The 14,842-nt window shown below is 46.7% G+C and carries 15 protein-coding genes; 4 read left to right on the top strand and 11 right to left on the bottom strand.

Features of this window, described 5'->3' with window-relative positions; genetic code table 11:
- Positions 1 to 101 precede the first annotated feature (101 nt).
- Positions 102 to 1,535, bottom strand: a complete 1,434-nt coding sequence (locus MHB82_RS09420) for a bifunctional metallophosphatase/5'-nucleotidase (RefSeq protein ID WP_095359032.1) — start codon at positions 1,533 to 1,535, stop codon at positions 102 to 104.
- A gap of 121 nt (positions 1,536 to 1,656) precedes the next feature.
- On the opposite strand from MHB82_RS09420, the gene MHB82_RS09415 reads away from it, so the two are divergent.
- Both MHB82_RS09415 and MHB82_RS09410 read left to right on the top strand, forming a co-directional pair.
- Positions 1,657 to 2,406 (top strand): molybdenum cofactor biosynthesis protein, encoded by a 750-nt coding sequence (locus MHB82_RS09415; protein WP_341174521.1) that lies wholly within the window; start codon positions 1,657 to 1,659, stop codon positions 2,404 to 2,406.
- 120 nt (positions 2,407 to 2,526) lie between these two features.
- Positions 2,527 to 3,576: an HD-GYP domain-containing protein gene (locus tag MHB82_RS09410; RefSeq protein ID WP_341174520.1), complete on the top strand. Its 1,050-nt coding sequence runs from the start codon at positions 2,527 to 2,529 to the stop codon at positions 3,574 to 3,576.
- A 137-nt stretch (positions 3,577 to 3,713) separates the two neighbouring features.
- On the opposite strand, the gene MHB82_RS09405 is transcribed toward MHB82_RS09410, so the two are convergent.
- The 9 genes from MHB82_RS09405 to MHB82_RS09365 form a co-directional block, all read right to left on the bottom strand.
- The gene (locus MHB82_RS09405; protein WP_212676985.1) at positions 3,714 to 3,845 is read right to left on the bottom strand and encodes a YjcZ family sporulation protein; all 132 of its coding nucleotides are present in this window, start codon (positions 3,843 to 3,845) and stop codon (positions 3,714 to 3,716) included.
- A gap of 135 nt (positions 3,846 to 3,980) precedes the next feature.
- Positions 3,981 to 4,703 carry a M23 family metallopeptidase gene (locus MHB82_RS09400; RefSeq protein WP_341174519.1) on the bottom strand — a complete coding sequence of 241 codons (723 nt, stop codon included), beginning with the start codon at positions 4,701 to 4,703 and terminating at the stop codon, positions 3,981 to 3,983.
- Positions 4,704 to 4,903: 200 nt separating this feature from the next.
- Positions 4,904 to 6,301, bottom strand: coding sequence for a Fe-S cluster assembly protein SufB (sufB, locus tag MHB82_RS09395; protein WP_095288223.1), 1,398 nt, complete (start codon positions 6,299 to 6,301; stop codon positions 4,904 to 4,906).
- Positions 6,302 to 6,321: 20 nt separating this feature from the next.
- A complete protein-coding gene (gene sufU / locus MHB82_RS09390) occupies positions 6,322 to 6,753 on the bottom strand; it encodes a Fe-S cluster assembly sulfur transfer protein SufU (protein ID WP_095359036.1) in 432 nt (143 codons plus the stop codon).
- Positions 6,743 to 7,963 carry a SufS family cysteine desulfurase gene (locus MHB82_RS09385; protein WP_183521222.1) on the bottom strand — a complete coding sequence of 407 codons (1,221 nt, stop codon included), beginning with the start codon at positions 7,961 to 7,963 and terminating at the stop codon, positions 6,743 to 6,745. Before MHB82_RS09385 ends, sufU begins: the two co-directional genes overlap by 11 nt.
- Positions 7,960 to 9,264 (bottom strand): Fe-S cluster assembly protein SufD, encoded by a 1,305-nt coding sequence (sufD, locus tag MHB82_RS09380; RefSeq protein WP_095359038.1) that lies wholly within the window; start codon positions 9,262 to 9,264, stop codon positions 7,960 to 7,962. Before sufD ends, MHB82_RS09385 begins: the two co-directional genes overlap by 4 nt.
- 24 nt (positions 9,265 to 9,288) lie before the next feature.
- The gene (sufC, locus tag MHB82_RS09375) at positions 9,289 to 10,071 is read right to left on the bottom strand and encodes a Fe-S cluster assembly ATPase SufC (protein ID WP_095359039.1); all 783 of its coding nucleotides are present in this window, start codon (positions 10,069 to 10,071) and stop codon (positions 9,289 to 9,291) included.
- A 365-nt stretch (positions 10,072 to 10,436) separates the two neighbouring features.
- Complete coding sequence (locus MHB82_RS09370; protein ID WP_341174518.1) at positions 10,437 to 11,012, bottom strand: DUF1802 family protein; 576 nt, start codon at positions 11,010 to 11,012, stop codon at positions 10,437 to 10,439.
- Positions 11,013 to 11,149: 137 nt separating this feature from the next.
- The gene (locus tag MHB82_RS09365) at positions 11,150 to 11,611 is read right to left on the bottom strand and encodes a Dps family protein (protein ID WP_095359041.1); all 462 of its coding nucleotides are present in this window, start codon (positions 11,609 to 11,611) and stop codon (positions 11,150 to 11,152) included.
- A 298-nt stretch (positions 11,612 to 11,909) separates the two neighbouring features.
- Between MHB82_RS09365 and mtnK the strand changes: the two genes are divergently transcribed.
- Together mtnK and mtnA are read left to right on the top strand one after the other, a co-directional pair.
- A complete protein-coding gene (mtnK, locus tag MHB82_RS09360) occupies positions 11,910 to 13,127 on the top strand; it encodes an S-methyl-5-thioribose kinase (RefSeq protein ID WP_341174517.1) in 1,218 nt (405 codons plus the stop codon).
- A gap of 22 nt (positions 13,128 to 13,149) precedes the next feature.
- Positions 13,150 to 14,223 carry an S-methyl-5-thioribose-1-phosphate isomerase gene (mtnA, locus tag MHB82_RS09355; RefSeq protein WP_095359043.1) on the top strand — a complete coding sequence of 358 codons (1,074 nt, stop codon included), beginning with the start codon at positions 13,150 to 13,152 and terminating at the stop codon, positions 14,221 to 14,223.
- Between the two features lie 159 nt (positions 14,224 to 14,382).
- On the opposite strand, the gene MHB82_RS09350 is transcribed toward mtnA, so the two are convergent.
- The gene (locus MHB82_RS09350) at positions 14,383 to 14,685 is read right to left on the bottom strand and encodes a YunC family protein (RefSeq protein ID WP_095359044.1); all 303 of its coding nucleotides are present in this window, start codon (positions 14,683 to 14,685) and stop codon (positions 14,383 to 14,385) included.
- Positions 14,686 to 14,842 lie beyond the last annotated feature (157 nt).

Genomic DNA, 14,842 nt, shown 5'->3' with positions numbered 1-14,842 from the left:
GGCTGCAATAGGTTTATATGTACTAAACGCACAGCCTATCCTCTCCCGCTCCGTAGATGTAATTTCCACTAGCCGCCGCTTCAGCAGAAGGCAAGTACTCGTTAATTTCTTTCATGCCAGCGGGATCGCAGGCTATCATCCAATGCCCCTGGTCTTTTTAATTCGATCTCCAGCAGATCCCGTATAAATTCTGGAAGTCGATATGCGATCTCGGTTCCCCGGGCTAACGAAGGATATCCCACATTGAATGTAAACATGTCTAGTGTTCCGACCACATATTCCTGTTCATCACCCATAGGCTTACCATCGACATATAATGCATTGATCCTTTGAAATGGGGGACCCGCAGGATCATACTCCACCTCAATACCATCCACACACAGCGTACCAAGTATCTTCCCGCGAAATCCAAATCCGATGATGGGCTTGTCCGCATACTCCTGAAGCAAAGACTGCTCCAGCGCTTCACGAATCTCTCTGCCTTTCAGCCTTATTGTACAAGCATTGATCGGAGAAGGACATAGTGAATGCAGCATTCCCTTGCTGATGTCCCCTTGTGGAAGTTCACCCAGGAGTTGGCCAGCGTTAACCAGTGACAGCTCCGCTCCCGTGAAATGCCTTACTGCCTGCGCAAGCAGCGAAGCGAATGGTGATTCCTTCTCATATTTTATCGGAAGAGTTCGGTCAATCATTACAGCTGTCTGTCCAAGAGCTCTCTCTGCCTCCGCGCGATGTGCGGCGATAGCTAGTGCAACCTTCTCATCCAGCATCTGATCCTTCAATGGAAAACAGCCACTACTAATCAGTCTAGGCTTGTTCGCACCGCTATCCCGCTCAAGTACGACTTTACCAAGCCACTGACCGAATTTTCCGGCTGCTCCCAGCACCGCATTCCCAATGACCAGAGGTTCCTCGAGCACATGGTGTGTGTGTCCGCCAAGAATAACGTCAATGCCCTCAATCTGCTCCGCGAGTTTTCGATCCGTTGATAGACCCAGATGGGAGAGTATGATGACGATATCCACATTAGGGCGCAACGCTTCAACTTGCTCACGTAGTGTTTCCACCGGGTCAAGCAGCTTCCATCCCAGCAAGTCGTAAAAAGCAGTAAACGGTGCAGTAGCTCCGAGCAAACCTATCCGAAATGGACCTTTGTCCACAATAAGGGATGAGTTCATCCATACTGGAGGCAGACCGCTGGCCTCTTCCACAACATTTCCGCACACGACAGGACATAATAACCCCGAATAGGACTGTGCCAGCTGCTCCGGTGTAAACGTCAGTCCCTCGTTATTGCCAATCGTTATGGCATCATACCCCGTCAAATTAATCACATCGACGTTGGCTCCCCCCAGTGTCCCCTCTGTCTCTACGGCCATACGATCCATATGATCTCCGATATCCAGAACTAGAACGTTTTCGCTCCGTTCTCTCTCTTGTTCAATCATGGCGGCGATAGAGCTCATGGAACCAAAATGACTATGGATGTCATTGGTGTGCAGAATGGTTAACGTTTGTTTTTCCTTGGTGCTCATCACACCGCCTCCTCTCAGTCCTTGCCTAACGTACATTCCTCTAATAGATAAGCATAACATTTTCCGCGTCGTTATGATATATTGAAAGGGTTTAGAGATAAAAAAGAGGTGACGCATAAGCATGATATTAACCATACAACTGTTTGCAGGTATTGCTGAACGTCTGGGCACGTCCCTGCTTGAATATGAATATACGGAAAGTCCTTTGACTGCAGCTCTTCTCAAAGAAAGCCTGGCACTCGCCTATCCAGAGGCCGCATCACAGATTCGAACATCCTTTCTGGCGGTAAACCAGCAGTACGCTCCAGCCGATACAATGATTAAGCCCGAAGATGAGCTTGCCTTAATTCCCCCCGTTTCAGGAGGTGACGGTACTGAAGGGTCCGAGGATGATCATAGGTCTTCACTCTCCGAACATCGTACTCCGGACGGTATGTTTATGATTACGAAGTCCCCCTTGTCTGTGGAAGCAACAACAGCTCTGGTTATTACCGCAAACCACGGGGCAGCACTGACTTTTGTGGGTACTACTCGTGAAATGACCGGGGAACAACGAACGGTCCATCTGGAATATGAAGCTTATGTACCGATGGCGCTTTCTCAGATGGCTAACATCGGAAGTGAAATCTCCGAGCGCTGGCCAGGTGTCAGATGTGCAATCAGCCACCGGATCGGTCAGGTTGACGTTGCAGAGATTAGTGTCATTATTGCCGTCTCCTCGCCTCACCGCAGTGATTGTTATGACGCCAGTCGCTACGCTATCGAGAGACTGAAACAAACGGTCCCGATCTGGAAAAAGGAAATATGGGACGATGGTTCCGAGTGGAAGGGGCATCAACTGGGACCCTGGAACCCCTTGGGCAATTTATAAATAGTCATTCCACCTCTTGCAAGGCTAATTAAATTAGTAAATAAGTCGTTGTCAACCCATTTTTTTCTTGTTATTATAAGCATATATGTCGATATAAGTCGAGGAAAAGGTGGTTTATACGTGAGAGTGCATGTTACTGATCTTAAACCTGGTGATCTGTTAAAAAATGATGTATACAACAGTTCAGGTCTCCACATGCTGATGAAAGGTTCCTTACTCAGCGAAGACGATATTACCAAATTGCTGCAACATGGAATCGATTACGCAGATGTAGAACATACAACATCCAACCTACACTCTGATACGCAAACCATGCCTTCCGATCAGACCCGTCTGTTAACTACCTTGTTTGACGATACGATCAAAGGTACCGAATCTCTGTTTCAGCAAGCGATGGAGAAAGGGTTTATTGACGAAGCTCAGGTCGATGAAATTCTGATTAACCTGACAACTCAACTGGAGAAACAGAAGGATGTCGTTTCCCTTCTACTTATGCTTGACGGCGATAATGATTATACCTACAACCATTCATTGCAAGTGGGAATGCTCGCGTTTTATATTGCTGGCTGGATGGGCTACAATCCTGAAGAATGCCTGACAGTAGCAAAAGCAGGTTATCTGCATGATATTGGAAAATCCAAAATTTCTCCTGAAATGCTACATAAACCGGGAAAACTAACCCCGGAAGAATTCGAAGAAATGAAGAAACATACGTTATACGGATATGAGATTGTTAATGAGTCCACGCAGGATGAGATTTTGGCTACGGTCGCCCTTCAGCATCATGAGCGGGAAGACGGAAGCGGCTATCCTCATGGACTGAAAGGGAACGATATTCATCCGTATGCCCGTATTACGGCCGTAGCTGACGTTTACAGCGCCATGACGACCAACCGGGTATATCAGACCAAGCAGGAGTTAATCTCCGTGCTGTGCGAGCTGTACAGCCTGAGCTTTGGCCAACTAAATGGAGAAGCTACCCAGGAGCTTATCAAACATATGCTGCCTAATTTTATAGGCAAAAGGGTACTGCTCACCTCGGGGGAAACGGGCATCATCGTCATGAATAACCCTGCAGACTATTTCCGTCCGCTTGTTCAGACATCCACAGCCTTTATTGATTTAGCGAAAGAAAGAGATATCGCCATCGTCGAAATTTATATTCAATAGCTCTATGGTTTCGTAGCATCACCTAGAAAAATGAATGATTACGAAGAATTACACTACAGGAACTTATTTTATAAAAAGTAAAAAGGGAAACCGAATTTTCGGTTTCCCTTTTGCTTTATTCAGGTTTGATACGCATATTACACGCAGAATGCTTTAGTGATGATAACCAACAGAATGAACAATACCAAGATTGCGCCTACCGATGTGAATGGGTTGTATCCACCTACGCCGCCAACATTGCCACCACAACCATATCCTACTTCGCTCATGTGATTGCCTCCTCTTTATCAGGTATACCCTAACATATGATCTTGCAGGGTAAGCGAACCGGGCGAAATGGCAATATTCCATAAATGGTTTTTCGCCTGCTTCAATACGAATCATCGTAATCAGCACACTGACCCTTATTGTTTTCCCGAATCGGACGATACTTGAATTCCTTTTTCCTTGCGATACATAATAACCAGTAGTCTCCAGAAGTCGTAACTGCCTGTATCCGTCAGGATATAAGAACGATAGTAATGATACGCGTCAGCTGCCCAAGACGGACAGGGCATATTGGATAGATTCTTCTGCTGCGCGATCCAGGACGCCTGAGCTTCCAGTGTCTTTTCCATCGCTTCAAAAGCTTTCTTCTCTTCACTTGTCATCGGCAGAGCCTCCTGCTCTTCAGATGTGGAACCGAATTCCGATTGCAGATATGCCTCTGGCTCAACCACTCCATCCACACTGGCTGTATACCCGTAAGAAGGGGTACTTGTTTTACGAATTTCGTAATGGACATGGGGTCCTGTACTCTGACCCGTACTCCCTTGGTTGCCCAAGAGTTGACCACGCTTCACCCGCTGACCTACGCTAACCGCAATTTGCGACAGATGGGCGTAACAATGCAGACACCCACGATGATCCTGTACAGCAACTGTAAGCCCATAACCGCCGAATCCGGAGCCCGTAGCTCCTTCAGCAGCAAATCGTACGGTCCCTTCCATAAAGGCGTATACAGGGCCATTCCAAGGTTCTGTGACGAGGTCAATTCCCCGATGGAAGGTCTGTCCACCATGAATTGGATGGATGCGATAACCAAACGAACTCGTAATGCGATATCCTATAAAAGGATTGAAGCTCATAGATTCACCATCCTTTTCTATCAATAGATGCAGCAATCTATGAAATCGCTTGTGCTGTTGAACCTATTTTATGCGAAAAACAGCAATTCAACCATCCGGTTTTCTGCCATACAAGTCCGTTTTTTCATATCAATCGGATTATTTTCGTGTAAAAAAAATAAGGACCGGAGGAAATCCCTCGGTCCTTATGCATGCAGCAATTAACCAATGCTGCCTTCCATTTCGAATTTGATCAATCTGTTCATTTCTACCGCATATTCCATTGGCAATTCCTTAGTAAACGGCTCAATGAAGCCCATGATGATCATTTGTGTTGCTTCAGCTTCGGTCAGACCACGGCTCATCAGATAGAAGAGTTGGTCCTCAGATACTTTCGATACCGTAGCTTCATGCTCCAGCATAATGTTGTCATTCATGATTTCATTGTAAGGAATTGTATCCGATGTGGACTCATTATCCAGGATGAGCGTATCACATTTGATATTGGACTTGGCACCTTCTGCTTGACGACCAAAGGAAGCCAGACCACGGTAGGTTACTTTACCACCATGCTTACTGATGGACTTGGATACAATTGTAGAAGTCGTGTCCGGAGCCAAGTGGATCATTTTCGCACCTGCATCCTGATGCTGATTTTTACCAGCTACAGCGATGGAAAGTACGGAACCTTTTGCTCCACGGCCTTTCAGTACAACGGCTGGATATTTCATTGTCAGTTTGGATCCGATGTTACCATCAACCCATTCCATTGTTGCGTTCTCTTCAGCAACTGCACGTTTGGTTACCAGGTTGTAGATGTTTGGTGCCCAGTTTTGAATCGTAGTGTAACGAACACGGGCATTTTTCTTACAGATGATCTCAACCACGGCACTGTGGAGTGAGTTCGTGCTGTAAATTGGAGCTGTACAGCCTTCAACATAGTGAACGAAGCTGTCTTCGTCAGCAATGATAAGCGTACGCTCGAATTGTCCCATATTCTCGGAGTTAATCCGGAAATAAGCTTGCAGAGGCACTTCACATTTAACGCCTTTAGGCACGTAGATGAAGCTTCCTCCAGACCATACGGCACTGTTCAGTGCTGCAAATTTGTTGTCCGCTGGCGGAATTACTGTAGCGAAGTATTCACGAAGGATTTCCGGGTGCTCTCTAAGAGCCGTATCGGTATCCATGAAGATTACGCCTTGGTCTTCTAGTTCTTTTTGCATGTTGTGGTATACAACCTCAGATTCGTACTGAGCGGATACACCTGCAAGGAACTTTTGTTCTGCTTCAGGAATACCCAGTTTATCAAAGGTTTCCTTGATTTCGGAAGGAACCTCTTCCCATGTTTTACCTTGTTTTTCAGAAGGACGAACATAGTACTGGATATCGTTGAAATCCAGCTCATCGAGATCTCCGCCCCATTTTGGCATTGGCATTTTCTCGAACTGTTTCAGAGCTTTCAAGCGGAACTCGAGCATCCACTCCGGTTCGTTTTTAATCCGGGAAATTTCGGTAACGACTTCTGCAGTCAGACCTTTACCGGTTTGAAAGATGGATTTGTGCTCATCGCGAAAACCATATTTATACTCTTCCATTTCTGGTGCTTTTTTAGCCATCTTGCTCTACCTCCCTATCGTTATTGTACATTGTCCTCTTCGTCAATCCCTTTGCGTAATGCATTCCAGGCCAGAGTGGCACATTTGATGCGTGCAGGGAACTTGTTCACACCGGATAGGGCTTCGAGATCTTCATAATCGTCGAAATCGACTTCTTCCCCTTTCATCAGTGAGGAAAAACGGTCAGCCAGATCGAGTGCCTGTTCCATCGATTTGCCTTTGACAGCATCGGTCATCATGGATGCCGACGACATGCTGATGGAACAGCCTTCTCCCGTATACTTGGCTTCCTGGACGATTCCGTCTTTCAGTAAAAGCTGCAATGAAATCCGGTCGCCGCACGTAGGATTGTTCAAATTCACCGTGACAGCGTCATTATCAAATGTTCCGCGATTACGCGGGTTTTTGTAGTGGTCCATTATGACACGCCGGTACAGATCATCAAGTTGCATCGCCAAAATACTCCTTTGTCTGAATTAAGGCGCTGACAAGCCGGTCCACATCTTGTTCATTGTTATATAGATAGAAGCTGGCACGAGCTGTTGAGCTGACTTGCAGCCAGCGCATAAGCGGCTGGCAGCAGTGGTGTCCAGCACGAATGGCTACACCACTCGCATCCAGTACAGTTGCCACATCATGTGGATGTACATCCCCCAGGTTGAAGGTGACCACACCAACATGACGCTTCGCTGGGCCATAGATGGTCAGCCCGTCAATCTCTGCCATACGCTCTGTTGCATAAGCTGCCAATACACTTTCATGATGGGCAATCTCATCCATGCCAATCTGCTCCAGAAAATCGATGGCTGCACCCAAACCTACCGCACCTGCGATAATAGGGGTTCCGCCTTCGAATTTCCACGGAAGCTCTTTCCAATTGGATTCATAGAGACCAACATCATCAATCATTTCACCGCCGAACTCAACCGGTTCCATGGACTCCAGCAGCGCCTTTTTGCCGTAAAGTGCACCGATTCCGGTTGGTCCGCACATTTTGTGACCAGACAGTGCATAGAAATCACAGTCGAGATCCTGTACGTCCACCTTCATATGCGGAGTGCTCTGTGCGCCATCAACAACGATGACAGCGCCATTGCGGTGTGCAATTTCAGCAATTTGTTTTACCGGATGAATGACACCCATGACATTGGATACATATGCGATTGCTACAATTTTTGTTTTGTTCGTAATCGTCTTTTCCACATCTGCCAAATCGATATTGCCATCCGGCTGAAGCGGAATGTATTTCAATGTTGCACCTGTCTCCTTGGCAACCTGCTGCCAAGGAATCAGGTTGCTGTGATGTTCCATCGGTGTGATAACGATCTCGTCGCCTTCTTTGCAGACAGACCGGCCGTAGGACGAAGCCACCAAATTGAGTGCTGTTGTGGTCCCACGGGTGAAAATGATCTCCTGTGTACGCCGTGCATTGATAAACTTGGCAACCTTCTCGCGTGCACCTTCATAGGCATCCGTAGCCCGGCTTCCAAGTGTATGCACACCGCGATGCACATTGGAGTTCTCAAATTCATAATAATGCTTAATCGCATTGATAACGGACAGCGGCTTCTGGGAAGTCGCTGCGTTATCTAAATATACGAGCGGGTGTCCGTTAATTTCCTGGTGGAGGATCGGGAACTGCTCGCGGATGGACGGGTTCATTGTCCCAATTTCCGTTCAATAAGAGACTGCAATTGGGTACGCAGTGCTTCCAGAGGAATATCCGCCACCACCGGAGCCAGGAAGCCGTAGATAATCAGACGTTCAGCATCCGTACGGTTAATCCCGCGAGACATCAAGTAATGGATCTGTTCAGCATTGACTTGACCTACGGAAGCCGCGTGACCTGCTGTAACATCGTCCTCGTCGATCAGAAGGATTGGGTTGGCATCTCCGCGTGCTTTCGGGCTCAGCATCAGTACTTTCTCTGTTTGCTGACCGTCCGCTTTGGTTGCACCTTTCTCAATCTTCGTGATTCCGTTGATGATGGCAGAAGCTTCTTCACGCATAACTGCGCGAGTAATCATCTGGCTCGGCGTGTTTTTACCGAAGTGACGAGCTTCTGTAGTGTAGTTGATTTTTTGGGATCCGGAACCAACAGCGATGACTTTTGAATCCGAGCTGGAGCCATTGCCTTTCAGCACGGACATCGTGTTGCTGGCTGTATCGCCGTTGTTCATTTCACCAACGATCCACTCGATTGTTCCATCGTTCTCGACCACTGCACGGCGGAAGGAAACATCAGTAACATTCGTAGACAGCTGATGAACAGACGCGAAACGTACTTTTGCACCGGATTTTACGAAGACTTCCACGACACCGTTATGGAAAACAGGTGCGGACAGTTCGCCGGAAACATAGTTGTCAACGTAAGTTACAGAGCTGTTCGCTTCAGCAACAACGAGGACATGAGGTGCAAATGTAGCAGTTGCATCATCTGTGAGCAAAACAGCTTGAAGCGGTACTTCAATTTCCACATTTTTAGGAACATAGAGGAATACTCCACCGTTCCAGAGAGCCGCATGCAGAGCAGCAAGGGAATGCTCATCTGCCTTCACAGCTGTGTTTAGGTAAGGTTTTACCAGATCAGCATGTTCGCGAACCGCAGTAGCCAGATCCGTGAAAATAACGCCTTTGGCTGCCAGATCAGCAGATACCTTAGAGTATACTGTACCGGAATTGCGCTGGATAACCAGACTGCCTTCAGCTTGATCCTGAACGAGATCTTTAATTGAAGCAGGTACTTCTTCCAGAGAAGAAATAGCTTCACTTGCTTTATATGTGCCATATTCGCTGACATTCCAGCGTTCGATTTTTTGTTTTTCCAGTTTCGGAAGCGCAAGACCACTTGCAAGCTTAAGGGCTTCAAGCCGCTGCTCGGTCAACCAGCCGGGTTCGTTGTTACTTTCCGACAGGGCGCGAAGCGCTTCAGATTCAACCGGAAGAATTGTTTGTGTAGTCATTGATTATCCTCCTCCGTTTTGTCTTTACGCTTCTTGGCCTACAGTTTCATCCGTGATTCCCAGCTCTTCCTTAACCCAGTCATATCCTTCTGCTTCCAGACGGTGAGCCAGTTCAGGTCCGCCGGATTTCACGATACGACCTTGCATCATAACGTGCACATAATCAGGTGTGATGTAATTCAACAAACGCTGATAGTGAGTGATGATAAGGAATCCACGCTCTTCGCTCTTCATTGCATTTACACCATTTGCTACAATTTTCAGAGCGTCGATATCCAGACCGGAGTCGATCTCATCAAGAACTACGATTTTTGGATCAAGCAGCATCATTTGCAGAATCTCGTTACGTTTTTTCTCACCACCGGAGAAACCTTCGTTCAGGTAACGGTGTGCAAACTCTGGATTCATGTCGAGTTCTTTCATTTTTCCTTCCATTTGACGAATGAACTTGATCAAGGAGATCTCGTTACCTTCGCCGCGGCGTGCGTTAATTGCACTGCGCAGGAAGTCGGAGTTCGTTACGCCTGCGATTTCACTCGGATATTGCATAGCCAGGAATAGACCTGCACGCGCACGCTCATCTACTGCCATGTCCAGTACATCTTCACCATCAAGGGTTACTGTACCGTCAGTTACTTCATATTTAGGGTGACCCATCAGAGCCGATGCCAATGTGGATTTACCTGTTCCGTTCGGACCCATGATTGCGTGGATTTCTCCACCTTTCATTTCCAGGTTAATGCCTTTCAGGATTTCTTTACCTTCGATCGTCGCTTTCAGACCTTCAATGACGAAATTCGTAGCCATGTGTATTGTTTCCCTCCATTGATTAAATTGATGTTTGCTGTCGAAAACGAAAAAGCGCCTATTAAATATCTGAACAGGGCTTCCCCTGAATTTCTACAAGTACCGCAATTTCCAAAGCAATAATCACTTTAGAATAATTCTAAACTGATTCTCATTGATTATCAAGTCATTTCCGAGAACACTTGTCATCTCAGGAAACATGATTCTACCTGATTCTATAATAAAAGCGGGTTTGAATCAAATGAGAAACCGTTATTTCTTCCAACTCACAGTGAGAAAAATCACTGTAATTCATTATTTCATTCCGTGTTAGTCAGCCAAAAAGGGCTTATCCATAATCTGGACAAGCCCTTCCTTATTTCATTTTATATTTTGAGCATATCGTTAATCTTCTGTACCTGTTCGTCAAAATCCGCAACATCCACCACCGGCGTCATTTCGCGCGGCACCGGACCATTCGGAATGGAAATCCAGGAACGGCACCCATTATATTCGGGCAGCACCGGTATTTCCATCGGTTCATTCAAACGGTACACACGGAGTATCAATACATGTAACGGATCTTTCCGTTTCCACTTCAAGCGGTCTTCGGCAAAATCCGATGTCCATATATGAAAGTCATGAAGTCGATCCAGCATCTCCTGATCTCTGATCTCCAAATCCTGTATCACTTCGGCATATGCAGTGATGCGGATTGTCGAAGCTTCGGGCACCCATTCGGCCAATGATTCTTCAACATACGAACGATCTGAGGACTTAATCAGTTCTTTACGCTGATGTTCATAAGTCGGATACAGATAAAATGCTGGACTTTTCAGCTCAAAATGTCTGGTTTCCTCCACAATACCGCCTTTGCGCATCACCAGAATCTGGTGACCGTTTTCCAGCGCTTTAATTGCGGAAGCCCACTCTTTTAATGCCGGTATCGTTGTGCCTAACATGCGGATCTCCTCCCGAAATCTGTCTTGTCAGCAGTATAGACGCTTTGTCTGTTCCTGACAACAGCTTAAGATCAAGGGTTTGGGAAGTGCTCCTTTATAGAAGACATTAACTTTATTACACGGCTCTATGTTGTGGCTTAACCCAAGAAGGAACGCAGCATCCACATGTGTTTCTCCAGATCGGCTTTGAAACCGGTCAGCATGTCGGATGTCGGTTGATCTTCTGCAGCTTCTGCTACTTCGATACCTTCCTGGTACTCATTGGACAGCGTAGCAAAGTCCTCGATCAGGTTTTGCACCATTGTTTTTGCATCTTCGCCACCTGCAGCTTCCTGGATGGAAGAGAGCTCCAGGTACTCTTTCATAGTAGCTGCAGGGCTGCCTTTAAGGGTAAGAATACGCTCAGCGATTTCATCCATTTGTACAGTAACTTCATTATAGAACTCTTCAAATTTCACATGCAGCGTGAAAAAGTTTGGTCCTTTTACATACCAGTGATAGTTATGAATTTTGACATACAGGACGTTCAGGTTAGCAACCTGACGATTAAGTACTTGTTCAACTGATTTCGCTTGATCTGTTTTGTTTTTTGTAGCCATGTGAATCCCATCCTTTATTATAAAATTAGTCTATTATGTAGAGTTGACAGATGAATCTGCCTTACATAACAGAGAGTTAAACAGTTCGTCACCGCTGCATAGCGGCTGGCCTTGTAGGCAGTAATTTGTGAACCGTCCGGCCTATTTGTTTTTACCCTGGCACACTGGCTTCGAAACAAGTCCAATAGGGCTGGCCTTAAAAAAAGGGTACAAAAAACGGGTTAATTCCGATATACTGACTTATACCAAGCAAAGAAGTGGGTTTTCCTGTTTCTTCATATATATGGAGGTGGCATCCTTGTCTCAATATCACCCGTTAACCCCCCAAGAAGCAATCGAACTGGCCAAAACCTTACCGGGTCCATTTACGGCAGATGCAAATCTGGAATGCCGTGAGATCGGAGACGGTAATCTGAATTTGGTTTTCCATATCACGGATCAGAACTCCGATAAAAGTATCATTATCAAACAGGCCCTTCCTTATGCGAAAGTCGTTGGCAAATCTTGGCCTCTGTCCCTGGTTCGTGCCCGGATTGAACGCGAAATTCTCCAGGAAGAGTATCGTCTCTGCCCGGGGATGGTACCAGAAGTGTACCACTATGATGATGATCTCGCATTGACGGTTATGGAAGATCTCAGTGATCATGTAATTATGCGCAAAGGCCTCATTGAAGGTGTCACATACCCTCTCTTCGCACAGCATATTGGAGAATTCATGGCAAGAACGCTTTTCTTCACATCCGATCTCGGTATGAATCAACAGTTGAAGAAGGAAAAGCAGGGTCGATTCGTGAATCCCGATCAGTGTAAAATCACGGAAGATCTGATCTTTGACGAACCATACCGGATCGCTGAGAAAAACAATTATGAACCTTCCATCGAGGACGAGGCTGAAGCCCTTCGCACAGACGGAGCATTACATCTGGAAGTGGCCTTGCTTCGGGAAAAATTCCTCACACATGGACAAGCTCTGCTTCATGGTGACCTTCATACGGGAAGTATTTTTGTCACACCAGAATCGACCAAAGTTATTGATCCCGAGTTTGCCTACTATGGTCCGATGGGATTCGACGTGGGTGCTGTACTCGCCAACCTGCTTTTGAACTATGCTTCTCTGCCAGGCTGGATTCAGGATGAAAATGCACTGCGTGACCGCGAAACGCTGTTGCTTGATATGGTTCGTGATGTATGGAATGAATTTGAGACCCGCTTCCGTGCATTATGGGAATCTGATCTCGTTGATCCAATGGCGAAAGCCCCGGGATATCAAGACCTTTATGTACAACAATTGTTCAGAGATTCCATTGGCTTCGCGGGTGCGAAAATGGTACGCCGCATTGTCGGCCTTGCCCACGTGGCAGATATTGATACAATTCAGGATGCTACAGAACGTGAACATGCTCAGCGCAAAGCACTTGCTATTGGTAAAACGTTAATCAAGAACAATCGCCGACTGAATACCATTGGTGAAGTGCTGGACCTTGTGTCCACAGCCATCTCCTCAATTAAAGTTTAAACTTAGGAACGGAGGAACATCCATGACAACCCCTGAACATCAGCCTCTGTCCTCCCTCAATTGGAAACAGGACAAGCTTGAAATGCTTGATCAACGCCTTCTGCCCGAAACCATTCTGATGCTTAAGCTGTACACGCCTGAAGAAGTGTGGGAAGCCATTCACTCCATGAAAGTCCGCGGTGCTCCAGCTATTGGAATCGCTGCTGCATTCGGTGTCGTATTGGGGGCTAAAGCTTACGATGGACTTTTCATTCAAGGCTGGCTTGATCATGTAAAGTCCACTTGTGCCCATCTGGCCACTTCACGCCCAACAGCGGTGAATCTGTTCTGGGCACTCGATCGAATGATGCAAAAGGCAAGTGATCTGGCTGAAGCTGGAACAAGCATTGAAGATAGCAATGCTGCACTCGAAGCAGAAGCTCTCCTGATTCAAAAAGAAGATGAAGAGGTTTGCCGGATGATCGGAGAACATGCCCTTCCACTCTTCGAAGATGGTATGGGTGTGCTTACGCACTGCAACGCTGGTGGACTTGCCACAGCCAAATACGGCACGGCAACCGCGCCAATGTATCTCGCTCAGGAACGTGGCATTCAACTTAAAGTATTTGCAGACGAAACACGTCCTGTTCTTCAAGGCGCGCGGCTTACCGCATTTGAACTGCAGCAGGCGGGGATCGATGTTACCCTTCTGTGTGACAATATGGCAGGTATGGTGATGTCCAAAGGATGGATACAAGCCGTTATCGTTGGTACAGACCGCGTCGCGGCAAATGGTGATGTGGCGAACAAAATCGGAACATACAGCGTAGCGGTGCTTGCCAAAGCGCACAATATTCCGTTTTATGTAGCCAGCCCGCTGTCCACCATTGACTTGTCCACACCTTCCGGAGATCTCATCCCGATCGAGGAGCGTTCTGCCGAGGAAGTAACCGAAGGCTTTGGCAAACGTACAGCACCGCAAGGGGTGAAAGTATTTAACCCTGCATTTGATGTAACGCCTAATGAGTATGTAACTGCAATCATTACGGAAAAAGGTGTCGTTCGTGCTCCGTTCAAAGAAAACCTAGCAGCCTTGTTTGCCAAAGAAGAAGTATAAAATAGCATCTGACTTAGATGCTGCACATAAAAAAGGGCCCGTAAGGGGGGCCCTTTTACTTTTTCTTATAAAACCATTGCAGAGTTCAGCCCAGTCGCATCAGCACTGTTCCGAAGCTACCTCAGCTGCTCTCTTCATTTCATCGTACGTTGTCCCGAATCAGATCATCTTCAGCAATGCCTCTACACCTGTCATACCAACCGTTATGCCCATCGCTTCCGCTTCGGTTGTGACGGACTCCATCGGCGCGTGCAGCAGCTGATCCAGTGTTCTCACCCCAACCGCTCGAGCTGCAATAATCTTGCGATCCCCAAGCTTTTCGTTAAGTAATCCGACATCAAGTGCTCCACACATGATATATCCTTTGGATGTGTTGATTGTCAGTAACGTCGTTTTGGGTAACTTCACTTCCACCCCAACCAGCACATGCTCTCCAACTACAATCGGCTCCATGCTCACCATAATCTCACGATCCACCTCCTATTCCCGCAGGTCAGGATAATTGTATGCCCCATTCCGAGTCTCGGTGTGGACACCTGCGGAAAACAAACTAAAAGGCTTAAAAAGGTCACTTTAAATTAAAATTGGATCCTTTGTGATTCATACTAAATTTCTCTCC

It is taken from the genome of Paenibacillus sp. FSL K6-2862, assembly GCF_038005125.1.
In the GTDB taxonomy this organism is placed as follows: Bacteria; Bacillota; Bacilli; order Paenibacillales; family Paenibacillaceae; genus Paenibacillus; species Paenibacillus illinoisensis_A.
The sequence above is the reverse complement of the archived record's forward strand: the minus strand, read 5'-3'. Positions and strand labels throughout refer to the sequence as shown.